The 26,312-nt window shown below is 56.6% G+C and carries 24 protein-coding genes and 1 riboswitch; of the genes, 13 read left to right on the top strand and 11 right to left on the bottom strand.

Features of this window, described 5'->3' with window-relative positions; genetic code table 11:
* Window positions 1-24: 24 nt before the first annotated feature.
* The 4 genes from AC1RKC_RS00875 to AC1RKC_RS00890 are packed head-to-tail and all read right to left on the bottom strand — an operon-like array spanning window position 25 to window position 3,570.
* Complete coding sequence (locus tag AC1RKC_RS00875; protein ID WP_174574285.1) at window positions 25-738, bottom strand: ABC transporter ATP-binding protein; 714 nt, start codon at window positions 736-738, stop codon at window positions 25-27.
* Complete coding sequence (locus AC1RKC_RS00880; RefSeq protein ID WP_493092237.1) at window positions 731-1,501, bottom strand: ABC transporter ATP-binding protein; 771 nt, start codon at window positions 1,499-1,501, stop codon at window positions 731-733. Before AC1RKC_RS00880 ends, AC1RKC_RS00875 begins: the two co-directional genes overlap by 8 nt.
* The gene (locus AC1RKC_RS00885; RefSeq protein WP_256813700.1) at window positions 1,498-2,610 is read right to left on the bottom strand and encodes an ABC transporter permease subunit; all 1,113 of its coding nucleotides are present in this window, start codon (window positions 2,608-2,610) and stop codon (window positions 1,498-1,500) included. The genes AC1RKC_RS00880 and AC1RKC_RS00885 overlap by 4 nt, the downstream gene beginning before the upstream one ends.
* Window positions 2,611-2,619: 9 nt before the next feature.
* Complete coding sequence (locus AC1RKC_RS00890) at window positions 2,620-3,570, bottom strand: branched-chain amino acid ABC transporter permease (RefSeq protein ID WP_256813701.1); 951 nt, start codon at window positions 3,568-3,570, stop codon at window positions 2,620-2,622.
* 172 nt (window positions 3,571-3,742) lie between these two features.
* On the opposite strand from AC1RKC_RS00890, the gene AC1RKC_RS00895 reads away from it, so the two are divergent.
* From AC1RKC_RS00895 to AC1RKC_RS00905, 3 genes are all read left to right on the top strand, one after another.
* On the top strand, window positions 3,743-4,651 hold the full coding sequence (locus AC1RKC_RS00895; protein WP_129982799.1) for a LysR substrate-binding domain-containing protein: 909 nt from the start codon (window positions 3,743-3,745) through the stop codon (window positions 4,649-4,651).
* An 84-nt stretch (window positions 4,652-4,735) separates the two neighbouring features.
* Window positions 4,736-6,616, top strand: a complete 1,881-nt coding sequence (locus tag AC1RKC_RS00900; RefSeq protein ID WP_115058755.1) for a potassium transporter Kup — start codon at window positions 4,736-4,738, stop codon at window positions 6,614-6,616.
* Between the two features lie 102 nt (window positions 6,617-6,718).
* The gene (locus AC1RKC_RS00905) at window positions 6,719-7,021 is read left to right on the top strand and encodes a cupin domain-containing protein (RefSeq protein ID WP_048758784.1); all 303 of its coding nucleotides are present in this window, start codon (window positions 6,719-6,721) and stop codon (window positions 7,019-7,021) included.
* On the opposite strand, the gene AC1RKC_RS00910 is transcribed toward AC1RKC_RS00905, so the two are convergent.
* Entirely contained in the window at window positions 7,022-7,606 is a 585-nt protein-coding gene (locus AC1RKC_RS00910; protein ID WP_046373465.1) for a TetR/AcrR family transcriptional regulator, read from the bottom strand.
* A gap of 141 nt (window positions 7,607-7,747) precedes the next feature.
* Here AC1RKC_RS00910 and AC1RKC_RS00915 point away from each other — a divergent pair, with 141 nt between their 5' ends.
* Genes AC1RKC_RS00915 through AC1RKC_RS00925 form a run of 3 tightly spaced genes read left to right on the top strand, consistent with a single transcriptional unit; the run spans window position 7,748 to window position 10,626 of the window.
* A complete protein-coding gene (locus AC1RKC_RS00915; protein WP_020827013.1) occupies window positions 7,748-8,803 on the top strand; it encodes a sugar phosphate isomerase/epimerase family protein in 1,056 nt (351 codons plus the stop codon).
* Between the two features lie 28 nt (window positions 8,804-8,831).
* Window positions 8,832-9,728 (top strand): alpha/beta fold hydrolase, encoded by an 897-nt coding sequence (locus AC1RKC_RS00920; RefSeq protein WP_115058757.1) that lies wholly within the window; start codon window positions 8,832-8,834, stop codon window positions 9,726-9,728.
* Window positions 9,718-10,626 carry an alpha/beta hydrolase gene (locus AC1RKC_RS00925; protein WP_187961346.1) on the top strand — a complete coding sequence of 303 codons (909 nt, stop codon included), beginning with the start codon at window positions 9,718-9,720 and terminating at the stop codon, window positions 10,624-10,626. The genes AC1RKC_RS00920 and AC1RKC_RS00925 overlap by 11 nt, the downstream gene beginning before the upstream one ends.
* 52 nt (window positions 10,627-10,678) lie before the next feature.
* On the opposite strand, the gene AC1RKC_RS00930 is transcribed toward AC1RKC_RS00925, so the two are convergent.
* Window positions 10,679-12,112 carry an NAD-dependent succinate-semialdehyde dehydrogenase gene (locus AC1RKC_RS00930; RefSeq protein ID WP_048758792.1) on the bottom strand — a complete coding sequence of 478 codons (1,434 nt, stop codon included), beginning with the start codon at window positions 12,110-12,112 and terminating at the stop codon, window positions 10,679-10,681.
* Window positions 12,113-12,325: 213 nt separating this feature from the next.
* On the opposite strand from AC1RKC_RS00930, the gene AC1RKC_RS00935 reads away from it, so the two are divergent.
* Both AC1RKC_RS00935 and AC1RKC_RS00940 read left to right on the top strand, forming a co-directional pair.
* The gene (locus AC1RKC_RS00935) at window positions 12,326-13,153 is read left to right on the top strand and encodes an AraC family transcriptional regulator (RefSeq protein WP_149573213.1); all 828 of its coding nucleotides are present in this window, start codon (window positions 12,326-12,328) and stop codon (window positions 13,151-13,153) included.
* Between the two features lie 105 nt (window positions 13,154-13,258).
* On the top strand, window positions 13,259-14,224 hold the full coding sequence (locus tag AC1RKC_RS00940; RefSeq protein WP_020827008.1) for a DMT family transporter: 966 nt from the start codon (window positions 13,259-13,261) through the stop codon (window positions 14,222-14,224).
* Window positions 14,225-14,255: 31 nt separating this feature from the next.
* Here AC1RKC_RS00940 and fusA read toward each other — a convergent pair whose 3' ends face one another.
* The 4 genes from fusA to AC1RKC_RS00960 all read right to left on the bottom strand — a co-directional run bounded on the left by fusA (window position 14,256) and on the right by AC1RKC_RS00960 (window position 20,302).
* Complete coding sequence (gene fusA, locus AC1RKC_RS00945) at window positions 14,256-16,361, bottom strand: elongation factor G (protein ID WP_493092236.1); 2,106 nt, start codon at window positions 16,359-16,361, stop codon at window positions 14,256-14,258.
* Window positions 16,362-16,633: 272 nt separating this feature from the next.
* Window positions 16,634-17,671, bottom strand: coding sequence for an ABC transporter ATP-binding protein (locus AC1RKC_RS00950; RefSeq protein ID WP_176983532.1), 1,038 nt, complete (start codon window positions 17,669-17,671; stop codon window positions 16,634-16,636).
* The gene (locus AC1RKC_RS00955) at window positions 17,668-19,251 is read right to left on the bottom strand and encodes an ABC transporter permease (protein WP_020827005.1); all 1,584 of its coding nucleotides are present in this window, start codon (window positions 19,249-19,251) and stop codon (window positions 17,668-17,670) included. Before AC1RKC_RS00955 ends, AC1RKC_RS00950 begins: the two co-directional genes overlap by 4 nt.
* A gap of 34 nt (window positions 19,252-19,285) precedes the next feature.
* Window positions 19,286-20,302: an iron ABC transporter substrate-binding protein gene (locus AC1RKC_RS00960; protein ID WP_308531327.1), complete on the bottom strand. Its 1,017-nt coding sequence runs from the start codon at window positions 20,300-20,302 to the stop codon at window positions 19,286-19,288.
* A gap of 515 nt (window positions 20,303-20,817) precedes the next feature.
* Between AC1RKC_RS00960 and AC1RKC_RS00965 the strand changes: the two genes are divergently transcribed.
* The 5 genes from AC1RKC_RS00965 (at window position 20,818) to AC1RKC_RS00985 (ending at window position 25,831) form a co-directional block, all read left to right on the top strand.
* Entirely contained in the window at window positions 20,818-22,482 is a 1,665-nt protein-coding gene (locus tag AC1RKC_RS00965) for an ABC transporter substrate-binding protein (protein ID WP_115058762.1), read from the top strand.
* 146 nt (window positions 22,483-22,628) lie between these two features.
* Window positions 22,629-22,802, top strand: a riboswitch (M-box (ykoK) riboswitch).
* Between the two features lie 72 nt (window positions 22,803-22,874).
* Window positions 22,875-23,897 carry a magnesium transporter gene (locus tag AC1RKC_RS00970; RefSeq protein WP_081667701.1) on the top strand — a complete coding sequence of 341 codons (1,023 nt, stop codon included), beginning with the start codon at window positions 22,875-22,877 and terminating at the stop codon, window positions 23,895-23,897.
* A gap of 142 nt (window positions 23,898-24,039) precedes the next feature.
* Window positions 24,040-24,132, top strand: a complete 93-nt coding sequence (mgtS, locus tag AC1RKC_RS00975) for a protein MgtS (protein WP_020827001.1) — start codon at window positions 24,040-24,042, stop codon at window positions 24,130-24,132.
* A gap of 110 nt (window positions 24,133-24,242) precedes the next feature.
* The gene (locus AC1RKC_RS00980; protein WP_488764984.1) at window positions 24,243-24,422 is read left to right on the top strand and encodes a hypothetical protein; all 180 of its coding nucleotides are present in this window, start codon (window positions 24,243-24,245) and stop codon (window positions 24,420-24,422) included.
* Between the two features lie 26 nt (window positions 24,423-24,448).
* Entirely contained in the window at window positions 24,449-25,831 is a 1,383-nt protein-coding gene (locus AC1RKC_RS00985) for a cation diffusion facilitator family transporter (RefSeq protein ID WP_048758808.1), read from the top strand.
* A 13-nt stretch (window positions 25,832-25,844) separates the two neighbouring features.
* Here AC1RKC_RS00985 and AC1RKC_RS00990 read toward each other — a convergent pair whose 3' ends face one another.
* A complete protein-coding gene (locus tag AC1RKC_RS00990; protein WP_392456060.1) occupies window positions 25,845-26,297 on the bottom strand; it encodes a GNAT family N-acetyltransferase in 453 nt (150 codons plus the stop codon).
* Between the last annotated feature and the right edge of the window lie 15 nt (window positions 26,298-26,312).

Here is a 26,312-nt window from a genome sequence, read left to right on the forward strand (position 1 = left end):
CGGTGTGGTTAAAAGTAAAAACGGTTATTCGCCCAAATAGGCTTGTTTAATTTTTTCATCGTCCAGCAGGTCGGCAGAGCGGCCGCTATGGTTCAGATTGCCGCTGTCCAGCACATAAGCGCGATCGGTCGACGCCAGCGCCAGCCTGGCGTTTTGTTCAACCAGCAGTAGCGTGACACCGTCACGTGACAGGCGTTTGATAACCTCAAAAATGGCCTCAACCACGATAGGCGCCAAGCCCATAGAGGGCTCATCCAGTATGAGCAGGCGCGGGCGGCTCAGCAGTGCACGACCGATCGCCACCATCTGCTGCTCACCACCGGAAAGTAATCCGGCCTGTTGACGCAGCCGTTCGCGCAAGCGAGGGAAAAGCGCGCAAACCTGCTCCATATCCTGTCGAACCGCCGGTTTGTCAGAGCGTGAATAAGCGCCAAGCTGCAGATTCTCCAATACCGTCATGCGGGCGAAAATCCCGCGGCCTTCCGGCACCATCACCAGCCCCTGCTGCAGCAAGCGATGCGGGGGTACGCCACGAATGGAAAGGCCGTCGAACAGGATTTCTCCTTCAAACGGCTGCAGGCCGGTCAGAGCGCGCAGGCTGGAGGTCTTGCCCGCGCCGTTGGCGCCGATTAACGTCACCTGTTCGCCGCTGTTCACCGTAAAATCGATGCCTTTCACCGCATGAATCCCGCCGTAAGACACTTTTAAATTTTTAACGCTGAGTAAGGGCTCAGACATGGGCAGCGCCTCCCAGATAAGCGCGGATCACCGCAGGCTCACGCCTTACCTGTGCCGGTTCGCCTTCGGCGATGACTTTGCCGTAGTCGAGCACCGTCATGCGGTCGCATAGCCCCATCACCAGCTTGACGTCATGCTCGATCAGCAACAGCGTTTTGCCACTGTCTCGAATGCGTAGCAGCAGATCGCGCAGTGCCACTTTTTCGGCCGCGTTCATCCCGGCGGCGGGTTCATCCAACGCCAACAATTTGGGCTCGGTCGCCAATGCCCGGGCGATTTCCAGCCGGCGCTGGTGGCCATAGGAAAGATCGCCGGCGCGATAATGCGCGAACTGACTGATGCCGACGTAGTCGAGCAGCGCGTGGGATTTTTCCCGCGTGGCCTGTTCTTCCTGTCGGGCGCGCCGATGGCGTGAAATCGCTGCCCACAGGCCGTTGCGGGTGCGCAAGTGGCAGCCGACCATCACGTTTTCCAGCACGCTCATCTCATTGAACAGGCGCAGGTTTTGGAAGGTGCGGGCGATACCGGCCTGGGCCACCTTATCGATAGCCTGCGGCCTGTAGCGTTGATCATGCAGGCGGAATTCGCCGCTGTCGGCGCGGTACAGACCGGTGATCAGGTTGAAGCAGGTGGTTTTGCCGGCACCGTTGGGGCCAATCAGGCCGTAAATCTCTCCCTGACCGATGCTGATACTGACATTGTCCACCGCGGTTAATCCGCCAAAGCGTTTACTGACGTGACTGAGCGTGAGAAGCGGCGTCATAAAGTGGCCCCCTGTGGATGACGTGCGGGCCACAGGCCTGCCGGGCGATACAGCATCACCAGAATCAACGCCAGCCCGTAGAACAGCTGACGGATGATTTCCGGATCGATCCACACCTGGCCGAACAGGGCCTGTTGCAGCGGCCCCATGGTGCTGCGCAGCAGTTCAGGCAAGGCGGCCAGCAACAAGGCGCCGAGGATCACCCCGGGGATATGGCCCATGCCGCCCAATACCACCATCGCCAGTACCGCGATGGATTCTTGCAGCGTAAAGGACTCCGGTGAGACAAATCCTTGAAATGCTGCGAATAAAGCGCCGGCGATGCCGCCAAAAGTGGCGCCGATGGCGAATGCCAACAGCTTGAAATTACGGGTATTGATGCCCATCGCCCGTGCCGCGTCTTCATCTTCGCGGATGGCGGTCCAGGCCCGACCCACCCGTGAATGTTGCAGGCGAAAACAGATAAACAGGATCAGCAGCAGCAGGGCGGCGAACAGGTAGTAATAGAGGTACAGTGACGAAAAGCGGAAACCGAACCACTGATGCATGCCCGAAAACTTCAGGCCAAACAGTGAAACCGGATCGATGCCGGAGATCCCTTTGGGGCCGTTGGTGATGTTCAGCGGCCGATCCAGATTGCGCATCAAAATGCGGACGATCTCGCCGAAGCCCAAGGTGACGATCGCCAAATAGTCTCCACGCAGTCGCAGCGTCGGTGCGCCCAGCAGAATGCCGCACAACGCCGCCAATATTGCCGCCAGCGGGATCAGCAGCAGGATCGACAAATGCAGCCCATCGGGGAACCACTGCAACAGGATTGGAAACTGCTCGGTCAGGTGGGGTGACGACAGCAGAGCGGTCAGGTAGGCGCCTACCGCGTAAAAAGCGATAAACCCCATGTCCAGCAAACCGGTTAGGCCAACCACGATGTTCAGCCCTAACGCCAGCATCAGGTAGAGCAAGGCAAAATCAATCACCCGCACCCAGTAGTTACCACCGGCGGCACCGGCCACCCAGGGGGCAAGCAGCAGGCCGAGCATAAACAGCGCCACGCCGAGTTTGGCGCGGCCAGGGGAATCGGTTTGCTGTAGGTGAGTCAAAACAGTCATTTTGTATCCTCAGGCGCGGGTGGCGACGCGTTCGCCCAGCAGGCCGGATGGGCGAAATACCAAAACGGCGATCAATATCAGGAAGGCGAAAACGTCCTGATAATTACTGCCGAAGGTGCCCCCGGTCAGTTCGCCGAGATAACCGGTGCCCAGCGACTCGAACAACCCCAGCAACAGGCCGCCGAGCATGGCGCCGCGCAGGTTGCCGATACCGCCCAATACGGCGGCGGTGAAGGCTTTGATGCCCGGCAGGAACCCCATGGAGAAACCGGCATTGCCGTAGTTGCTGGCCATCATGATGCCCGCCACGGCCGCTAAAGCACCGCCGAGGGCGAACGTCAGAACGATGATGCGGTTGGGGTCTATGCCCATCAGGCCGGCAACCTGCGGGTTTTCCGCCGTGGCGCGCATGGCGCGGCCAAAGCGCGAGTGTTCGACCAATAGCAGCAGCCCGGCCATCACCAGCAGCGCGATAGCCAGCGTGGCAATAGCGGTACCGGTGATCACTGCCGGCGCGTGGTTGGCTCTGCCAGACGTCAGGGCGATGGGCTCCATGGGCAACAGTTGCGGGAACATTAAGGGATTGCGTGACCAGATCAGCATCGCCAGCGTTTGCAGCAGCAGAGAAACGCCAATCCCGCTGATCAGCGGTGCCAGGCGCGGGGCATTGCGCAGACGGCGATAGGCCAGACGCTCAATACTCATCGATACCAGCGAGCAGACCGCCATGGCGATCAGCGCCGCCAGCAACAGCGTGACGTAAGGTGATAGCGTCGGGAAATGATGTTGTAACACACCGATGGCGGACAACGCGCTCAGCGCGCCGACCATCAGCACATCGCCGTGGGCAAAATTGATGATGCGCAGAATGCCGTACACCATGGTGTAACCCAGGGCAATCAATGCATAAATGCTGCCAAGCATCAGTCCGTTGACGGTCTGCTGTACCAGCGTATCCATAGGAAGGAGTCCCGAAAAATAATGATTCAGGAAGCTCACAGTAGAGAATTAAAAAAAATTGTAAAATACGGAAAAATAATTTCTTATACAGAAAATGTGTGTTTTTAATTGTTTGATTTATTTGTATATTAATTTTTAATCATCGGCGATTTTTCAGCAAAATAGTCAACATATGAAAAAAACAGAACAATGCAATGCGTCGTTACCCAATGATCCACCGCTGCGCGCCGTGCGGGCATTTGAGGCTATCGCGCGTTTGGGGAGCATCAGCGCCGCGGCGCTTGAACTGGAAATATCGCCTTCGGCGGTGAGCCATCAGCTCAAAACGCTGGAGGCCTTTCTGCAAATGCCGCTGACCGAACGCCAGGGGCGCCGGTTAATATTGCGCAGCGAAGGACGGGACTATTACCGTTCTATCCGCTCGGCATTTAACGTATTGCGTCAGGCAACCGAGCAGGTGCGCGAGCAGTCGGCTTCCCGGCAGGTCACCATCAGCCTGATCCCGTTGTTCGGCATGGGCTGGTTCATTCCGCGACTGCGCGGCTTTCTGCGCGAAAATCCCGAGATAGATATCAACGTGGTGTATGCCAATCATCGCAATTACCTCAGCGATGCCGCAGATATCTCGATCCGCTTTGGTGCGGGGCAATGGAGCGGCTATCGCAGTGAAAAACTGATGTCCGGCAAAATGGTGCCGGTATGCAGCCGCAGCTTTATCAAGCTGCACGGGCTGTTGGACACGCCGGAGCAACTTGCACCTTTGCCGTTGCTGCACGACGAAGAGCGCGCTACCTGGATGCAGTGGTTTCAGTCAGCCGGTGTCAAACGACCGCTGCGCAGTACCGGCCCGATGTTTGAAGACGGTCTGCTAACGTTGGCGGCGGTGCAGGCGGGCCTGGGCTGTGCGCTGATGCGTGAACCCCTGATCGAACCCTATCTCAACAGCGGTGAGCTGGTTAAGTTGTTCGATCTGGCGATTGACGATGGGCGCGATTACTACCTGTGCGTGCGGCAAGACAATGAACTGTCACCAGAAGGGTTGAACTTGCAGCGCTGGCTGCTGAAAGAGGCGGGGAACTGAAGGTTTTCACCCAATATCGGCACGCGCTAACCGCCTGAATTGACTATCCTGAATAAATCGTAATGGCTTATTCAGGAAACTTCGATGAGCACAGGGAATGAACAGGAACAGACGCCGAAAATAAGCATGCCGCTGTTGGCCGGTGGCGCACTGGGGGTAGTGTTTGGTGATATCGGCACCAGCCCGTTATACACCCTGAAAACCGTGCTCTATCTCTCGGGGGATGCGCCGTCCGCGCCGGTGATCCTGGGCCTGCTGTCGCTGATTTTCTGGACGCTGGTGATCGTCACCTCGCTGAAATACGCCATGTTTGCCATGCGCATCGATAACCGCGGTGAAGGCGGCATTATGGCGTTGATGTCGTTACTGGTCAGCAAGAAAAAGGCCCGGCCGATGGTGCTGTTTGCCGGCCTGTTCGGTGCGGCGCTGATCTACGGCGACGGGGCCATTACCCCGGCGATTTCGGTGCTGTCGGCGTTGGAAGGGCTGAACATCGTGCTGCCCGAGTCGAAACCCTATATTTTGCCTGCGGCGGTGCTGATCCTGGTGAGCTTGTTTGCCATTCAGCCGTTAGGGACCGCGCGTATCGGTAAAGTCTTTGGGCCTATCATGGCGCTGTGGTTTTTCTCTATCGCGGTGCTGGGTATTTGGGGCATCGTTCAGCATCCGGCGGTGCTGATGGCATTGAATCCGCTGTACGGCATCCACTTTCTGTTTTCCAACGGGCTGACCAGCTTTTTAGTGCTGGGTGGGGTGTTTCTCTGCGTCACCGGCGCAGAGGCGCTGTATGCCGACATGGGGCACTTTGGCAAAAAGCCGATTTGGCTGGCCTGGTTTGGTATCGTCTTCCCCAGCCTGCTGCTGAACTACGCCGGCCAGGCCGCGTTGATCCTCTCCGGCGCCGACGTCACCCAAAACATCTTTTTCCGCCTGTGCCCGCCGATGCTGCAGATCCCTCTGGTGATCCTGGCGACCTTGGCCACCATTATCGCCAGTCAGGCGATCATCAGCGGCGCCTTTTCCATGACTCGTCAGGCAATCCAACTGGGTTGGTTGCCGCGTTTGCGGGTGAAACAGACCACTGAGGAGAGCTACGGGCAAATCTATATCGGTGCCATCAACTGGTTGCTGATGGCGGTGACGGTTTTTCTGACGGTGTTTTTCAAGTCTTCCGACAATCTTGCCGCGGCTTACGGCATTGCGGTTTCTCTCACCATGATCATGACCACCGGGCTTTTGTTTGTGGCCATGCGCGAAGTATGGCGTTGGGGAACGCTCGCCAGCCTGTTGGTTGCCGGCGGCTTTTTTATCGTCGATCTCAGCTTCCTGTTGGCTAACCTCAGCAAAGTCATGCAGGGCGGTTATGTCCCGTTGCTGATGGCCACGCTGGTCTATGGCGTGATGTTAATCTGGCATCGCGGGGTGCTGGCGGCTTCCCGCACGCTGGGGGAAAAGAACCTGCCGCTGGCGGATTTTCTGGCGCATCTTGAAGAACGTAACATCCCAAGGGTGCCAGGCACGGCCATTTTTCTGACCCGAACGTTAAATGGTACACCGCCGGTGATGAGATGGCAGGTTAAACGCAACGGTTCGCTGCACGCCAATGTGCTGGCGCTGCACATCATGATTGTTAACGAACCGCGGGTGGCAAACGCCGAACGTTTGGTGATGCGGCAACAGTCGCCGGGTTTCTGGTGCGCGGTAGCCAGCTATGGCTTTATGGAACGACCCAATATTCCGCGTTTATTACAGCATGCGGAGGCGCAGAAAACCGGGCTGAACTTTGACGATGCTACCTATTACCTGGGCCATGAAAGCGTGGTGCGCCGTGAAGCCCGTGACCGATTGCCGGCCTGGCAGCGCAACATTTTTGCGCTGATGGTGCGTAACGGCATGCACGTGACGGATTATTATTATTTGCCCAGCGATCAGGTGGTGGAGATCAGCCGTCGGGTGCCGGTTTGATCCGTCTGGCTATAGGTTAAAAGCAAAGGTTATTTAGCCGTCGGAGCGCGAGGGAGTAAATTGCCGTGGCAGCGAAGGGCGCTGCTTGCTGATGAAGGGCTTATGTCATTATTCGATCTTACCGCGCTGGCCGCCGATTTGCCGCAGGCATGGCGCTCCAGCGTACTTGGGCAGGTAGGCGCGGCCAATATCAAAGTGTTGCGGATGGATCAGCGTGAGATTGCCGAAGAGGTCCACGATTATCATGAAGGATTGCTGGTGATCGCCGGGCAACTGCGGCTTGAAGTGCAGGGTGAGGAAATCACGGTTAACGCCGGGCAATTGTATCAGGCCGCCGCTGGCGTGCCGCATCGGGTGCTGGCGGGCAGCCAGGGCACCCTGGTGATTTTTGATTTGCCGGAGTGATCAATCCAACGTGGCGAGCGCAATTTTGACCGCCGCTTCCAATCTTGCCCTGCTGACGCCATCGCGCGCCTGAATCGACAATCCGTGCAGGAAGGCGGCGAAATAGTCGCCAAGAGCATCGGCATCGGTATCGGGCGGCAGTTCACCGCAGGCGACGGCGGCGTGCAGGCGATCAATAATGCCTTGGGTGCGAAGCAGACGATGTTCCGCCAGCCAGGCTTTGATCCCGCTGTTTTCGTCGCTGACGCTGGCGGCAGAGGAAACCACCATACACCCCTGCGGCAGGTCTGCGCGGCTGTAGAGCGCCACTGCATCGTCCAGCATGCGTTTTATCGCCAGGCGCACGCTGCTTTCTTCACTGAATGCGCGATCGGCAAATCCGCCTTCATGGCTTTCGTAACTTTCGATGGCTTCACGAAACAGCAACTCTTTCGAGCCGAACGCCTTGTAGATACGGGCGGAAGCGATGCCCAGTTCGGTCACCAAATCCGACATCGAGGTGCCTTCGTACCCCTGACGCCAAAATAAATCTCGTGCTTTCAGTAACGCCTGCTCACGGTCGAATTCGCGCGGTCTGCCTGCCATTAATCAATTCCTGGTTGCCTGTCCCTCAGCGAAACAGGATCGCTTAAATCTATTGTAATACCAACGAGTTTTTAAAATTCGCTTGCTGAGAGATTCATTTAAGCCTATTGTTTGTCAATCGACAAACAATAGGAGTTTACGATGAAAACCCTGAAAGGTCCAAGCCTGCATCTCGCCCAATTCAGTGACGACGCTGCCCCATTCAACAGCTTGCCGGCTATCGCTCAATGGGCGGCAGAAACCGGTTTTAAAGCCCTGCAGATCCCCGCCTGGGACAGCCGACTGTTTGATCTGGCCACCGCGGCGGAAAGCCAGACTTATTGCGACGAACTGATCGGCATGCTGGCGGAGCAGGGACTGGTAGTCAGCGAACTGACCACCCACATTTTCGGTCAGCTGATGGCGGTGCATCCGGCTTATGACGCATTGTGCGACAGCTTTGCGCCACCGGCATTGCATGGCAACCCGCAGGCGCGCAGCGAGTGGGCGCACCAGCAACTGCTGCTGGCGGCCAAAGCCTCAGCGCGACTGGGCCTGACCGAAATGGGCACCTTTTCCGGTTCGCTGGCCTGGCCTTATCTATTCCCGTTCCCGCAGCGCCCGGCGGGGCTTATCGAAACCGCGTTCGATGAGTTGGCCAAACGCTGGCTACCGGTGCTCAACGCCTGCGATGAACAGGGGGTGAACCTGTGTTATGAAATCCACCCCAGTGAAGACCTGCACGACGGCGTGACCTTTGAAATGTTCCATCAGCGTGTTGGCGGACACCCGCGCTGCCAAATACTGTTCGATCCGAGCCACTTCGTGCTGCAACAGCTGAACTATCTGGATTACATCGATATTTATAAGGATTTCATTCGCATGTTCCACGTCAAGGATGCCGAATTCAATCCGACCGGGCGGCAGGGCATTTACGGCGGTTATCAGTCATGGACCGAGCGCGCCGGACGTTTCCGATCATTGGGTGACGGCCAGGTGGATTTCAAGGGCATCTTCTCCCGGCTGACGCAGCACGGTTACGACGGTTGGGCCACGCTGGAGTGGGAATGCTGCCTGAAGCATCCACAGGATGGGGCTCGCGAAGGTGCCGCCTTTATTCGTGATCACATCATCAACGTGACCGACAAGGTGTTTGATGACTTCGCCGGTGCGCCGGTTGATCAACAGCAAATCAATACCTTGCTCGGCCTGCGCTGAGCCCGCAATTCCACGACGGAGAACATCAATGACACTGCAAAATAACGGGTCCATGACCAATGGACCTGAGCCGGAACACGTCTATGCGCGGGTAAAGGGTAACCGCATCCACTGCGTCACGCTGGGCGAAGGGCAGCCGGTATTGCTTATCCCTGGCTGGCCGCAGACCTGGTTTACCTGGCGTCATGTCATGCAAGCGCTGGCGGCGGCCGGTTTTAAAGCGATAGCGGTAGACCCGCCGGGCATCGGCGATTCGGACAAGCCGATCGGGGGATATGACACCGGCAGCGTTGCCGCGACGCTGCACCAGACCATGCTGCAACTGGGGCATGAACGTTACCAACTGATCGGCCATGACATCGGCATGTGGGTTGGCTATGCAATGGCGAGTGACTTCCCGCAGGCGGTGACGGGGCTGGTGCTGACGGAAGCGGTTATTCCTGGCCTGGCACCGGCGCCACCGATTTTTGTCCCGGCAGATCAAAATATTTTCCTGTGGCACTTCATGTTCAACCAACTGGCGGATCTGCCGGAGACGTTGACGCTGGGCCGTGAGAGGGAGTATCTCAGCTATATCTTTAACCGCTGGTCCTATCGTCGGGATCGGGTGGCGGCAGAAACCTATATTGCCGCCTATTCAGCACCGGGAAGCCTGCGGGCCGGTTTTGACTACTACCGCGCCATTCCGGAAACCATCCGCCAAAACCAGCGGCGGGCAGAGACTCGGCTAACCATGCCGGTGATGACCATTGGTGCAGAACATGCTACTGGCGAGGCGCCATTCGTCACGCTGCGTGACAACGCGGTGGATCTGCGAGGAGAAACCGTGGCCGGCTGTGGCCATTTCATCACCGAAGAGTGTCACGAGGAATTTATCGCGTTGGTGATCCCCTTCCTGTCAGGGAGCCAGAACCATGCCGCTTGATCCTCAGATTGCTCGTTTTCTGGCGGAGGCTGCGCAGGCACCAGCGCCTGCATCGCTCAGTGAGATGCGGGAGGTCGCTCAGGCCGGCTTGTTGGCGCTGCAGGGTGAAGCCGAAGCCAGTGGTGGCGTCCGTGATGGTTGGGTGACCGCTGACGACGGGCAGGCTATCGCCATTCGTGCCTATACGCCGGGAGGAGCGACGCCGGGTGAGCCTTTGCCTGCGATGCTGTATGCCCACGGCGGCGGCTGGTGTCTGGGATCGCTGGCGCTGTATGACCGGCCTTGTCAGGCACTGGCCAATGCCACCGGGCGAGTGATCCTGTCGGTTGATTACCGGTTGGCGCCTGAGTATCCCTATCCACGGCCGCTTGAGGACGTGTATCAGGCCCTGTGCGGCGTGGTGGAAAGGGCCGATGAGTGGGGCGTTGACGTTGCCCGCATGGCGGTAGGCGGCGACAGCGCAGGCGGCAACCTGGCCGCGGCGGTGGCGTTATTGGCCCGAGACCGCAAGGGGCCGCAGATTGAGCATCAGCTGTTGCTGTATCCGGCATTGAGTCGTGCTATGGATACCGCAAGCTATGAGGAGTACGCGCAAGGGTATTATTTGACGCGGGAAGTGATGGCGTTTTGTTGGAACACCTATCTGGGCGAAGCGGACAAGCCGCAGGATCCTTACGCAGAGCCACTGCATGCCCCAAGGTTACAGCGGTTACCCCCGGCGACCATTCTCAGCTGCGAATACGATCCGTTGCGTGATGAAGCCGAGCTTTATGCCAAGCGGTTACAGGAGGCGGGCGTAGCGGTGCGTTGCGAGCGGCTGCCGGGCATGGTGCATGCCTGCATTCACATGCTGGGCTTGACCCCGGCGGCGCGGGTGTTGTTCGACAAGGTTGGCTGATAAAAAATGCCCCGTATGAATGATACGGGGCATATGTACCGGCCTGAATGGCTTAACGGCCGGCGACGGTGACGAAGCGGGTTTCCAGATAGGATTCGATCGCTTCGCTGCCGCCTTCGGTACCGTGGCCGGAGTCTTTCACCCCGCCAAACGGCGTTTCCGGCAGGCCAAAACCGATATGGTTGATGCTGAGCATGCCGCTTTCCACATCGCGTCCCAGCGCCGTCACCGTGGCGATGCTGCGGCTGTAGGCGTAAGCCGCCAGACCGTATGGCAGGCGGTTAGCCTCGGCAATGGCTTCCTCATAAGTGGTGAACGGACGCAGCAGGGCTACCGGACCAAAAGGTTCTTCAGACATCGCGCGCGCACTCAACGGCACGTCACGTAATACCGTCGGTTCAAAGAAATTGCCGACGCCCGCCACCCGGTGACCGCCGGTCGTGGCTTTAGCACCCTGGGCAATCGCATCCTTCACAAAGGCATCAATGGCTTCTACGCTGCGTTGCAGAACCATCGGGCCCATGGTGACGCCTTCCTCCAGACCATTGCCCAGCTTGATATCACGCACCGCGGCTGTGAATTTTTCAACGAAGGCTTCATAAACGCCTTGCTGGATCAGGAAACGGGTCGGGGCGATGCAGACCTGGCCGGCGTTGCGGAATTTGGCCAACGCCAGCTCTTTGGCGGCAGCGTCGAGATCGGCATCGTCAAAAATCAACACCGGCGCGTGGCCACCCAGCTCCATGGTGGCTTTCTTCATGTGCTGGCCGGCCAGTGCCGCCAAATGTTTACCCACGCGGGTGGAGCCGGTGAACGAGATTTTGCGAATGGTCGGATGCGGGATCAGGTACTCGGAGATCTCCGCCGGAGTCCCGTATACCAGCGCGATAACGCCCGCCGGCACGCCTGCGTCGGCAAAGGCTCTGATCAGCTCCGCCGGTGAGGCCGGAGTTTCTTCCGGGCCTTTGACGATGATCGAACAGCCTGCTGCCAGCGCGGCGGACAGTTTGCGTACGATCTGATTAATCGGGAAGTTCCACGGAGTAAAGGCGGCAACCGGCCCAACCGGCAGTTTCAGGGTCTGCTGCTGCACATCGCGACTGCGGGACGGGATAATCTGGCCGTAGGTGCGGCTGGCTTCGCCGGCAAACCAGTCGATCACATCCGCCGAATTAAGAATTTCAACCTTGGCCTGCGCCACCGGTTTGCCTTGTTCCTGACTCATGATGGCGGCGATCTTCTCGGCGCGCTCACGCAACAACGCTGCGGCCTTGCGCATCAGGTTTGCACGCTGATAGGCGGAGGTGTCGCGCCAGACTTTAAAACCGCGTTCGGTTGCGTCCAGTGCCAGATCAAGATCGGCTGCGGCGGCATGCGCCACGCTGCCAATCACCTCATCGGTCGCGGGGTTGGTGACCGGCGTGGTTTTGCCGGCGACTGCGTTACGCCATTGTCCGTCGATATAGAGTTGAGTATCTGGATACATTGTTGCCTCTTACTTTCAAGGGGTTAAAAACGGGTTTCCCGTTCTGCGGCGGGATAATCAAGACGCCGGTGCCGGCTTGCTGACGCCGGGCGCTGAGTAAAATACCCTACGCTGAATGAGTACCAGCGTCCAGAGAACCGCGTTACGCACTACTCAAAACCTGCCGCGTTGACTATCATATCGGCACCAGCGAAATAGAAGCAGGGTGGCAAGGTGCAGGGTGTTCCACAACAGTTTCCCTTTGAAAAAGACAGCGCGCAATTTCGGCATTTGCCGCAGGTGCCGGGCGTTGAGCTTTATCACGCCCATATAGAGCGCTATGTTTTTGAGCCGCACACGCACAATGCATTCGCCATTGGCACCGTCGATTTTGGCGCTGAACGTTTCCGCTACCGTGGCGCGCAACATTTGGCGGCGCCGGGTTCGTTGGTATTGATGAACCCGGACGAGTTGCACACCGGTGAGGCGGAAACCGCCGGCGGCTGGAATTACCGGATGCTGTATCTGGAGCCGGACACGCTGGAATTGCTGTCGGGTGAGCAGGGGTTCTGGTTTACCGAAGCGGTACGCGAGGAGCCATTGGCGGCGCAGCGATTGTCCGCCACGCTGGCCGCGCTGTGGCAAGCCAAAGATCCCTTGACCATCGACGACTTGCTGATGCAGGTCATCGGCATTTTCCGCCCACACATTCAGGCGGCACGTCCGTTGAAGGCAGAGGCGGCGCACCGTTTCGATATCGTCAAAAGCTACCTGCACGATAACTTTGCCTCTGTCATTACGCTGGAGCAGTTAGCGGCGCTGGTTTCGCTCAGCCCATATCATTTTCTGCGTAAATTCAAAGCCCAATATCACGTATCCCCCCAACAGATGCTGATGGCGATCCGTCTGTCACAGGCCAAACTGATGCTGGGGCGCGGTATGCCCGCGGCCCAGGTGGCGGCAGCGGCGGGGTTGACCGATCAGGCGCATTTGACGCGCGCCTTTGCCAATCGTTACGGTGTCACGCCAGTGCGCTACCAGAAACAGGTCACCAACCGCTAAAACAGCAACCTGCTACAATATTTTCCCGCCCGAGCTCGTTAGGCTGACCCCCAAGTATTTAATCACGGGTCCGCATTGCTGTTCCCGGTTGTTGATGGAGTCATTATGTTTGTCGGCGTGTTATTTGCCTTGTCTGCCGGGCTGATGTGGGGGCTGATTTTTGTCGGCCCGGTGTTAATCCCTGAATACCCGGCGGCGTTGCAGTCGACCGGGCGTTATCTGGCCTTTGGGCTGATTGCCTTGCCGTTGGCGTGGTTTGATCGTCATCGTCTGAAAAAGTTACATCGTCACGATTGGCTGGAGGCGTTAAAGCTGACGGCGATTGGCAACCTGCTGTATTACCTGTGCCTGGCGAGTGCCATTCAACGTACTGGCGCGCCGGTTTCTACCATGATTATCGGTACGTTGCCGGTGGTCATTTCGGTGACCGCCAACCTGTTTTACAGCCAGCACGATGGCCGACTTTCCTGGCGTAAACTGACGCCGGCGCTGGTGCTGATTGCCTGCGGTCTGGCATTGGTCAACGTTGCCGAACTGCAGGGCAATACGGCCCCGGTTGACGTCTGGCGTTATACCAGCGGCTTGGGCCTGGCGGTGTTGGCGGTGGCGTGCTGGACCTGGTTCCCATTGCGTAATGCCCGCTGGCTGCGGGAGAACCCGGGCCAAAGGTCCGCGACCTGGGCAACGGCTCAGGGGCTGGTGACGCTGCCGCTGGCACTGATCGGTTACGTGGTGGTTTGCGGTCAATTGGCTTTTACCCAGCCGGAGTTTGCATTGCCTTTCGGACCCAGGCCTGAAGTATTTGTCCCGTTGATGATTGCCATTGGCATGTTGTGTTCGTGGATTGGCGCATTGTGCTGGAATGAGGCGAGTCAGCGCCTGCCGACGGTGTTGGTCGGGCCGCTGATCGTCTTCGAAATTCTGGCGGGGTTGGCTTACACCTTTATGCTGCGACAGGCCTGGCCACCGCTGCTGACGTTGGGCGGTATTGCCTGCCTGATCGTGGGAGTGGTGTCTGCGATGCGGATTAAGCCACAGCCGGTGGTGGTCAGTATTGGGGCCAAGGAGTAATGCCTGCCGCAGAGCGCGGCAGGCGGTAAGTTTACTTTTTGCTGTGGTGAATGATCTCTTCGGCCACGTTGCGCGGCGCTTCGGCGTAGTGGCTGAACTCCATGGTGTAGGTGGCGCGCCCCTGCGACATCGAGCGCAAGGTGGTGGAATAGCCAAACATCTCCGACAGCGGCACCTTGGCATGAATCTCCTTGCCGCCGCCGCCCGGAATATCTTCCATCCCTTGCACCAGTCCGCGGCGTGACGACAGATCGCCCATCACGCTGCCGGCGTAATCTTCCGGCGTTTCTACCTCTACCGACATGATGGGTTCGAGGATCACCGGATCCGCCTGACGGCAGGCCTCTTTAAAACCGAAGATGGCCGCCATGCGGAACGCCTGCTCCGAGGAGTCGACGTCGTGGTAAGAACCAAAGGTCAGGTGCACTTTGACATCGACCACCTGATAGCCAGCCAGCACGCCGTTATTCAAGGCTTCCAGCACGCCTTTTCTTACCGCCGGGATAAATTCGCCCGGGATCACGCCGCCTTTGATTTCATCGAAAAATTCAAAGCCCTTGCCCGGCTCATTGGGTTCCACCGTCAATACCACGTTGCCGTACTGGCCTTTACCGCCGGACTGGCGCACGAACTTGCCTTCCACGTCGGTCACGCGCTTGCGGATAGTTTCGCGGTAGGACACCTGCGGTTTGCCGGTGGTGGTCGCCACGCCAAATTCACGCCGCATGCGGTCGACGATAATTTCCAAATGCAGTTCGCCCATGCCGTAAATAATGGTCTGGCCCGACTCTTCGTCGGTACGCACGCGAAATGACGGATCCTCTGAGGAAAGGCGTTGCAGCGCGATGCCCATCTTCTCCTGATCGGCTTTGGTTTTCGGCTCAATCGCCTGAGCGATGACCGGTTCCGGGAACACCATTTTCTCCAGCGTGATAATCGCGTTGGGATCGCACAGGGTGTCGCCGGTGGTAACATCTTTTAGCCCCACGCAGGCGGCGATGTCACCGGCGTGCAGCTCTTCGACATCTTTACGATCGTTGGCGTGCATTTGCACGATGCGGCCAATACGTTCTTTCTTCCCCTTCACCGGGTTGTATACGCTGCTGCCTTTGGCCAATACGCCGGAATACACTCGCACAAAGGTCAATTGGCCGACGAAGGGATCGGTCATCAGCTTGAATGCCAGCGCCGAGAACTTTTCATCGTCAGACGCGCGGCGGATCACGATATTGTCGCGCTCGTCGTGGCCTTCCATCGGTGGAACGTCAAGCGGCGAGGGCATCAGCTCAATCACCGCGTCCAGCATGCGTTGCACCCCTTTGTTGCGGAATGCGGAACCGCACAGCATCGGCTGAATTTCGCCGGCCACGGTGCGCAGGCGCAGGCCGCGAACGATCTCTTCTTCGCTTAGCGGTACCTGATTAAGGTACTTGTCCATCAGCTCCTCCGAGCCTTCGGCGGCAGCTTCGACCATTTTATCCCGCCATTCCTGTGCCGATTCACGCAGTTCCGCCGGGATCTCTTCAAAGCTGAAACTCATCCCCTGGGTTGCTTCGTCCCACAGGATTGCTTTCATGGTCACCAAGTCCACCACGCCGGTGAAGTGGTCTTCGGCACCAATGGGTATGACGATCGGTACCGGATTGGCCTTAAGGCGCTCGATCATCATTTTGCGCACGCGGAAAAAGTCAGCGCCCACGCGGTCCATTTTGTTGACGAACGCCAGCCGCGGCACCTTGTATTTATTGGCCTGGCGCCAGACGGTTTCCGACTGTGGCTGTACGCCACCCACCGAGTCGTAGACCATGACCGCGCCATCGAGCACGCGCATCGAACGTTCGACCTCAATGGTAAAGTCTACGTGCCCGGGGGTGTCGATAATATTGATGCGGTGCTGCGGATAATTATGCTGCATGCCGTTCCAGAAACAGGTCGTCGCCGCCGAAGTAATGGTAATACCGCGTTCCTGCTCCTGCGCCATCCAGTCCATGGTGGCGGCGCCGTCGTGCACTTCGCCCAGCTTGTGACTGACCCCGGTGTAAAACAGAATCCGCTCGGTGGTGGTGGTTTTGCCGGCATCAATATGCGCCGAGATGCCGATATTGCGGTAGCGTTCGAGGGGGGTAGTACGTGACATAATTAACCTTTCTTAGCCGCATCAAAGAAGGGCGGCTTTAAGCAGCATGAATAATTATGATAATCCTCTGTGGGTTATCTCCGGACGGGTGAATGCTTGCACCGGTCACAAACTAATCGTAGTTGATGAAAGGGTTTTTACTCAACGATGGCTGCGATAGGTTTTATCGTTAAGCGAGTTGAGTGAGACGCCAGGGTACTGCAACGCGAAGGCCAGGTTCGGGGGATACCGGCACCTGTTCTGTAGGCACCGGTTTGACTGAGATGCAGGTATTACCCGGCAAAAATATGTGCCTGACCGATGATATTCAGATTGACCAGAGTACCGGCGCGAAGGCCTTCGCGGCTGACGGTTTTAAGCTCAATCGTGGCGTCGTTGTTGGCCATACGCAAATTCAGGGTGGAGACAAAACCGGCGAAATCGATGTGGGTCACTACCGCCTGGCTGGAGTGTTGCGACTCGGACTGACTGATTTGGACTTGCTCCGGCCGCAGCATGATGCGAGCAGGCCCACGGCGGTTACAGTCGTCCACGGCAATCCGCCCCAACGCGCACTGGGCCCAACCCTGTTCCAGATCGGCGGAGAGCACCAGCGTCTCACCTAAAAATGTGGCGGTGGGTTCGTCGACCGGTCGTAGATAAAGATCCTGCGGCGGCCCAACCTGTGCCAGACGGCCATTGCGCATCACCGCCACCTGATCGGCAAACGACAACGCTTCAGTCTGATCGTGGGTCACCAAAATAGACGCCACTTTGGCTTCGGCCAGCAGCTCTGCCACCGCTTTGCGGGTCGCGGCACGCAAGCCAGTATCCAGCGCGGAGAAGGGTTCATCCAGCAACATCAATTTCGGCTGCTGGGAGAGTGCCCGGGCCAACGCCACGCGTTGCTGTTGCCCGCCAGAAAGTTCGTGGGGCCACAGTGCACCCAGGCGACGATCCAGCGCCACCATGTCCATCAGCGCATCTATACGCAGCTGCTTGTCGCGCTTGCTGCCCTTCAGGCCAAAACCGATATTGCCAGCCACGGTGAAGTGCGGAAACAGCGCGCCATCTTGCGGGACAAAACCAATGCCCCGCAGGTGCGCCGGCACCCAGCCGCTGCCATTGTCCATCGAATGGCCCTGCAACATCACCCGACCGCTGTCCGGTATTTCGAAGCCGGCGATGATGCGCAGCAGGGTAGTTTTCCCCGAGCCGGAAGGGCCGACAATCGCGGTGCGGCTGCCCGGGGCAACCTGCAAATCAACATGCTCCAGCACCTTGATCGCGTTATAGGACTTACCGATGCCTTGTAGTTCAAGCGTGCTCATAATCCCGCCGTGCGTTTGGATTGAGAATAAAGAAGCCAGGTCAGTGGAAGTGATAACACCACCATAATCAGCGCGTAAGGGGCCGCCGCCACATAGTCGATCTCGCTGGTCAGCGCCCAGAAAGCGGTAGCTAACGTGCGGGTGCCGTTGGGGGCCAGCAGCAGGGTGGCAGTCAATTCGTTGGAGATGGCCAGAAACACCAGTGCCGCACCGGCGGCCGCGCCGGGAGCCGCCAGTCGCAGCGTGGTACTCCACAGCGCCTGCGCCGGGGATCGGCCGAGGCTGCGCGCCACATTTTCCAACTCTACCGGTGCCTGAGCGATGCCCGCACGCAGGTTGATCAAGGCTCGCGGCATAAACATCAGTAAATAGGCCAGCAGCAGGGTAATTTCGGTTTGATAAATTGGGCGGAAGCTGTGAATGGTGATGGTGACCAACGCCAACGCCACGACGATACCGGGCAGCGAGCTGGTGACATAATTGCAGCCTTCCAAAATCCGATACAGTCGTGCCGGATAGCGTACCGAAAGCCAGGCCATTGGGATGGCGCATAAGGTGATCAACAGCGCTCCGCTGGCCGCCAATGACAGCGTTTGCAGCAGGGCTGGCAGCAGTTCGGCATTGCGCCAGACCTCAAATCCACCCAAGGTCAGCCAGCGGGCCAGCGTGATAAAGGGCACGCCCAGCGCCAGCGCGGTGAGTACCAAGGGCAGTAGCAGGCCGAACAGGGTAGCGGCAGGCCCAAGACGGTAAGCGTTCTGGCTGCGGGCGCTGCCGGAACCGACGCGAGCATAGCGTGCTCGGCCTCGACTGCCGGCTTCCAGCAGCAACAGCACCAGGCAGCAAAGCACCAGTACCCCGGCCAGCATATTGGCCGCCGGGCCGTTAAAAGTGGACTGGAACTGATCGAAAATGGCGGTGGTGAAGGTATCAAAGCGGATCATCGCATACAGGCCGTATTCCGCCAGCAAATGCAAAGCGATCAACAGTGAACCGCCCCAAATCGCCAATTTCAGCTGGGGCAATACCACGCGGAAAAACACCGCCAGCGGGCGGGTGCCCAGCGAAGTGGCGACGTCTTCAATACCGGGATCAAGCCGGCGCAGTACTGCGGCCGCCGGCAAGTAAATAAACGGGAAGTAGGCAATGACCGAAATAAAGACCCCTGCGCCCAAGCCATGCATCGAAGGTACCAGGCTTATCCAGGCGTAGCTTTGCACAAAGGCGGGCACCGCCAGCGGTGCGGTTGCTAACAGTGACCAGATACGCCGTCCGGGCAAGGTGGTACGCTCGGTCAACCAGGCCAATGCCACCCCAAGAACGGCACAAATAGGCAGTGTGAAGACCACCAGCAACAGAGTATTAAGCAGCAGTTCGGCCACCCGGGGGCGAAAAACCAGAGCTTTCACCGTCGGCCAACCGGTTTCAAACGCCACGCTAATGACAAACCCCAACGGCAACAGTGCCAGCAGGGAGAGTAAAATGGCGACCGCCACGATAAACAGCCCCGGCCGCTGATGGCGTCGGGCTGAAGCGTAACGTGGCGCTGCACCGGCAGCGTTGAAACCTATATTCGACATAGGGCTAAAAGCTCTCTTTACGGACAAGACTGGCTTACAACAAACCGGCTTCGGTCATCAATTCGACGACTTTTTTGCCGTTCAGCGCGGAGGCGTCGACTTTAGGCGCGTCCAGCTCTTTCAGCGGTACCAGTTTCGGGTTGGAGGCTGCGTTAACGCCCACGGCATATTCGAACGCATTGTTGGTACGCAGGATCTCCTGGCCGTTTTTACCGGTGATCCACTTCACGAACGCCTGAGCCTGCTGCTGGTGTTTGCTTGAGGCCAACACGCCACCACCGGAGATGCTGACAAAAGCACCCGGATCCTGGTGTTTAAAGTAGTAGAGCTTGATATTTTTACTGTTCTCGCCGGTCTTGGCACCGTCGACAAAGGGATAATAGTGATAGATGACACCGCTGTCGATTTGGCCGGCATTCACCGCTTTCATCACGGTACTGTTGCCTTTGTAAGCGGTGAAGTTGGTTTTCATCGCTTTCAGCCATTCCAGGGTGGCTTTCTCGCCTTTTAGCTCCAGCAAGGCGCTGACGATCGCCTGGAAATCCGCACCTGAAGGTGAGGCAGCCCAGCGGCCTTTCCATTCCGGCTTGGCCAGATCCAGCAGTGATTTCGGCAATTGCGTTTCGGTCAACTTAGCCGGGTTGTAGACGAACACCGTTGAGCGGGCAGCAATGCCTATCCAACGGCCATGCTGTGGACGGTACTGCGGTTCAACCTGGGCCAGGGTAGCGGCGTCCAGGGGCGCAAACAGTTTGGCGTTATCCACCAACACCATCGCCGGGGAGTTTTCCGTCAGAAAAACGTCGGCAGGGGATGCACTCCCTTCTTGCACCAGTTGATTACCCAACTCACTGTCGCCACCATTACGCAGGGTCACTTTAATGCCGGTGTCTTTGGTAAAACCGTCCACCCAGGATTTCACCAGGTTTTCATGCTGGGCGTTATAAATAACGATACCTTCATCCTGAGATGCAGCATTGGCGGAAAACGCCAGCATCATGGACGACGCCAACAGGGCAATGGGGCCGAGAGAAGTGAAACGCAGCTTCATACAGTCATCCTTTTTATTGAGAGAGTGCAGAGAAGAAAAGCGAATGAATAAGGCCTGACGAATGCCGGGCAGCCCTGATTGTATATAAGAACATTAATAATGATAGTGAAAACGATTCGTATTAATTTATTTTTATAAATTGCTCACTAATTATCTTGTCTTAAGGAAAAATTAAGCTTGCGTATTATTGATTCTTTTATTCGCTAATTCATCAGTATTTATAATGCGTTAATCGATTGGCAGTGCAATGAAACAATAACCTCGCTGTTTGGCCTGTCATCTCCGCGGTCGGTGCCGCTGCTCTCAGAACCACGAGTGACGCTGTTTAATGCATTCAATCATCGCCATTAAGTGTTGGCCGGGTAGCCGTTAACATTCCTTCAGCCCTGGTGAAAAACAGACTCATCAGGATGGCGAGTAGGAGTCTGATAATGAAAGAAATTCATGTTGTTTCACACCAGTTATTTTGGTTATGAGTCATAGCGTTTAATGATTTAATTTATTCAACTGCTTCGATGAATATAGGCGTCGACAAAACACCAATAAGGGATAACGACGTGACATATTCATTCAAGCTTAAGGGATTGGCTGGTCTAATCATCTTGTCTTTGCAGGCTGGCGTGGCGGTGCAGGCCGCCGAGGTGCCTGCAGGCGTTCAACTGGCCGCCAAACAGGAGCTGGTGCGGGCCAATGGTTACGAGCCGGCTACGCTGGATCCGAACCTGGCGGAAAGCAACGTGGAATTTTATATCTTCAATGACCTGTTTGAAGGGCTGCTGCGGGTGGGAAAAAATGGCGAGGTGATCCCCGCATTGGCCACCAAGTGGGAAACTAAGGGGACTGTCTGGACCTTCCATCTGCGGCCAGAAGCGAAATGGTCAAATGGCGATCCGGTGACCGCCGATGATTTCGTCTTTAGCTGGCGGCGCTTGACCGATCCCAAAACTGCTTCACCCTACGGCAGCTATCTGGCGTCGGCCTATGTATTGAATGCGGCGGAAATTAACGCCGGTAGCAAACCGCCGAGCGAACTGGGCGTGAAAGCGTTGGATGCCCATACCCTGCAGGTGACGCTGGCTGAACCTAACTCCTATTTGCTTAAACAGCTGGTGCATTTTCCGGTGCTGCCGGTAAATCGGAAAGTGGTGGAGCAATACGGCAAAAACTGGACCCAACCGCAAAACTTCGTCGGTAACGGAGCTTTCAAACTGGCGCAGTGGGTGGTGAATGAAAAAGTGGTAGTAGAGCGCAATACCCAGTATTGGGATAACGCCCACACTGTGCTCAATAAGGTGACATTCCTGCCGCTGCAAGGGTTCCCGGAAGTGGCGCGTTTTCGCGCCGGTGAGATCGAACTGGGTTATAGCGCGCCGCCAGAGTTATACCAACAGCTGAAAAAAAACCTGGGCGATGAGCAACTGGTGACTTATCCGCTGCTGTCGACCAGCTACTTTGCCTTTAATAACCGGCAGCCGCCCTTTAACGACGTGCGGGTGCGTCAGGCGCTGAATCTGGCGCTGGATAAACAGGTAATTGCCGGCAAGGTCTTGGGCTATGGTCAACAGCCGGCCTGGACCTTTACCCCAACCGGCGCCGGTGGCTTTACCTTACAGCCTGGCGTGGCGGCGGGGTGGTCGCAAGAGCAACGCATTGCCCAAGCGAAAAAGCTGCTGGCGGAAGCCGGTTTTAACGCGCAGCATCCGTTACGTTTCACTCTGCTGTACAGCAACGACGCCACCATCAAGAAAATTGTGATCGCCGCTAGCGCGATGTGGAAAAAGAACCTGGGAGCAGAGGTCACTTTGCAAAATCAGGAGCGCAAGGTGGTATTGGACAATATCAACAACGGTCAATACAGTGCGGCGTTCAGCCGTTGGTTGGCGGATTACAACGATCCTTCCACTTTCCTGAATGTATTCCGCTCTACCAGCAGCGAGAACTCGGCCAAATATGCCAATGAGCATTACGATCGGCTACTGCACCAGGCTACCGCGGCGCAAAGCCCGGAACAGGTGCAGCAGGCCTTCCAGCAGGCAGAAGATGTGTTGGCGGTGGATACGCCGGTGGCACCGGTGTACTACGAGGCTAACGCCACGCTGGTCAAACCCTATGTGAAAGGCATCGACTTTACCCGCCAAGGGCCGTTGTACGACAAAAACGTGTATATCCTCGCGCATTGACGGTAAATAATGTGGGTTAGGATTGTTCCGGCCCACATTTTATTATTTTTACCGAAAATGTTTTTTCTAAATGTTTCATCAACGGCAAGCCAGATTTTTGCCCATCGATTAAAAACCCTGCCTATACTGCCCCCCGTAGTTTATATGCAGTATCTCGTTTGGCGAGGCTCCTATACAAACACAGGTTACTGATCTGACGACATCGAGAGATGCCCAAGGTTAAGACAGGCTTTATCGGATTAAGGTTCAGCCCAAAGTAACTTCTGATTAACACATCAGATACGTTGTATAGTGCTAAAACCTGGACGCGGAGATAGGCTTTCTGCACTCCCTCTGTGGTTAACGCCCCTATGCGATTCGCTGTTGAAGTTTAAACAGAAATAGGGACTAACATAATGAAGTCACATCAAAATTACCTCTCCCCGGCGCTGGCCCGTGCTGAAACTCAAGACGAGTCTTCGATTGCGAGCTATATGAACGCCGATTTTATTACCGTTCCCGGCAATATGACGGTCAACAAAGCCAAGGAATATTTTCTTTCTCAGTTAAAAACGGATGAAATTCCCGCTCAGCTGTTTGTCACTGCTGATGATTATCATCTGCGCGGTACGCTGTCGGTAAAAAAATTATTGCAGTGCGAGGACGATGATAAACCTGTTGGCGTGATGATCAATCACAGCTATTTCCAGGTCTCTCCCGATGACGACCGTAATGACGTTGCCCATTTATTGGGTAAGGGCGGGCTGGACGTAGTACCGGTGGTGGTGAATAAAACGCTGGTGGGCGTGCTGGGCGAAAAAGAAATCGCCCGGCTGATTGAAGACGAAAATACCGAGGATGCGCAACGCCAGGGCGCCAGCCTGCCGCTGGACAAGCCTTATCTCGAAACCAGCCCCTGGGCATTGTGGCGCAAGCGTTCGGTGTGGTTACTGATGCTGTTTGTCGCCGAAGCCTATACCGGCAATGTGTTAAAGGCCTTTGAAGAACAGCTGGAAGCGGCGATAGCACTGGCATTCTTCATTCCGTTGCTGATCGGTACCGGCGGTAACAGCGGTACTCAAATCACTTCTACGTTGGTACGTGCCATGGCGCTGGGAGAGGTCAGCCTGCGTAACCTGGGCGCGGTGATCCGCAAAGAGGTGTCCACCTCGCTGCTGATAGCCGCTACCATCGGCATCGCAGCCTGGGCGCGCGCCTGGATCATGGGCGTGGGTATGGACGTTACTATGGTGGTCAGCCTGTCGCTGGTGGCGATTACCGTTTGGAGCGCCATTGTTTCATCCATTATCCCGATGCTGCTCAAGCGTGTGGGCATTGATCCGGCGGTAGTGTCGGCGCCGTTTATCGCCACCTTTATTGATGGTACCGGGCTGATTATCTACTTCAAAATCGCCCAGCACGTGCTGGGGATATAAAGGGGCTTCCGCTCCGTGTGGTTGCCGGAGCGGAAATTAATTCTCAGTAAACAGGAGGTGCGTAAATATTCATGAATAATGAGATTATCCACTTTTTAATTAAAGAGGCTTTTATCGACAATAATTAATCGAGGACGAAATAATGGGAAACATGATCTTCTTTGTAGGATTCCTGAGCATCATCAGCTCACTGGGCCTGTTCGCCGCCTATATGAGCTCTAAATGGGATGATTAATGAACGCTAAAGATCCGCCTGGATGCATCCTCCCCGAAGTGTTTTATTACGACGGGGAGGATGCGATTAAACTCTGACCGCCTGATGCGGTTTTGTGGAGTATAACGATAATGATTATTTCTATTCTTGGTCTGCTCTATGCCATTTTGATGATTGCCGTGGGTGTGAATGAGATTTATTTTTATTCAACCGGAAAATCAGAATTTCTGTCTAGTTTAATGCTGACATTCTCGGGTAGTATGCTGCTGGTTGCTTTTTCCTGGCAATACTCGACTAAAATAAAGAAATGAATGCCCCTTTGAATGTGAGCCGTAATATGCAAAATGAAAAACAATCCGTTGCCAGAAATTCGATGATAGCCAGCGGGCTATTGGCGACCGGGAAATTTATTGCCGGCATTTTTACCGGCAGTATTGGTCTTATTTCTGAAGGGATCCACTCTTTCACCGATTTTATTGCCACCAGTATTACCTGGCTGGCGGTGCGCATCAGCGACAAACCCGCTGATGACGACCATCATTTTGGTCATGGCAAGGTCGAAAATCTGGCCGCGCTGTTTGAAGTACTGTTGCTGTTGGGGGCTGCCGGCTGGATTGTTTACGAGGCCGGCAAAAGCCTGCTCGGGGAGGCGCATGAAATTGTCGCTGCCCCTGTGGTCATTGCGGTGCTGTTGATCTCGATTGTGGTCGATTTTTTCCGCGTCAGGGCGCTGAATCGCGTGGCAAAGGCCACTGACAGTGCGGCGTTGGAGGCCGATGCGCTGCATTTCTTCTCAGATATGTTGGCTTCCGCCGTGGTGCTGTTGGGCATGGTGTTCGTCATGCTCGGCTTCAATCGTGCAGACGCCATCGCGGCGTTGATCGTAGCCTGTTTTATTGTGGTCGCGGCGGTGAAACTGGGGAAACGTTCATTCGATTCGCTGATGGATACCGCGCCTGCCGGTGCCAAGGAAGAAATCGATGCCTTGCTCCAGAGTTTCCCCGCAATACTGGCCACCGAGAATATTCGCATCCGCAACGCCGGTGCCATGTTGTTCATTGAGGTCACCGTCGCCGTGTGCCGCACCTTGCCGCTGGAGCGTATCAACGCGCTGAAAAAGTCGATTGCCGAACGTCTGGAACGGCAATATGCCAATGCCGAAGCCACGGTGATTGCCAACCCGCAAACCCGCAGCGACGAAGACATGGCGACCCGTATCCGGGTGATCGCCGCCAACCACGGGGCGGTGGTACAAAATTTGGCCCTGCAACAGCTGCCGGAACGCATGTCGATCAGTCTGGATCTGGCCGTACCTGCCAGCGCCAGCGTGGCACAGGCTCACGATATCGCCAGTGAGATTGAAACCTTGCTGCGCGAGGCGATTGGCGAGGAGACTGAAATTGAAACTCATCTTGAACCGCAGACGCACCACTGGGTAGCCAGTGAAGATGTTGCACCGGAAGAGCTGGCGCACATTCGTCAGATCCTGCATGTGGCGGTAGAGAACGGTGAAATGGTGCAGGACGTGCATAACATTCGCGCACGCAAAACCGCGAACGGCATTATCGTCAACTTTCATTGTCGGGTTTCCCCGGCGGCCTCTATTGTGTCCGCGCATGCTGCGGTAGACAGCATCGAACGCCAGTTACGCGCACTTTATCCCAGCATATCGCGGGCAGTAGGGCACGTGGAGCCGATTAAGCCTAAACCCGGCATCTAGTTTCTGGTGCTTATCAAGGGGCGCTGCCGACGCAAAATGACAGCGCCCAGTGAGGTCGGATCCCCGGTTTTTCAACCCAGGCCCGGTAAGCCGTCGGTGGTACCACCGACAGCCAAAAGGCGAGGCCGCCCGGATTGTCTGCCAGCACCGACAGCTGCCAACGACCGGGATGCAGGGCAAACAGTGCCTGCACGGCACTTTTACCTATGCCGTATTTTCGCCAGGGTTTGGCGACATAAAACTCCGCCATCTCCATAGTAGTAGCTGGCAGCAGCGTTCTGACCAAGGCAAATCCCACCGGTTGTGCCTGGTTTACTATCAGATACGGGTACCTGCCGTTTTCATGCCAATAGCGAGCCAGGTGTGGATAGTCAGTATCCGCAGCCAGCTCCCGCAAATAGTTGGGCAGCATCGCCGCCAGCAAGGGTTGCTCCTCACGGGTTGCCAACCTGAGATGAATATTCATATCCGCTCCCTAAGG

This window comes from Serratia sp. GW822-FHT06E05 (assembly GCF_058799445.1).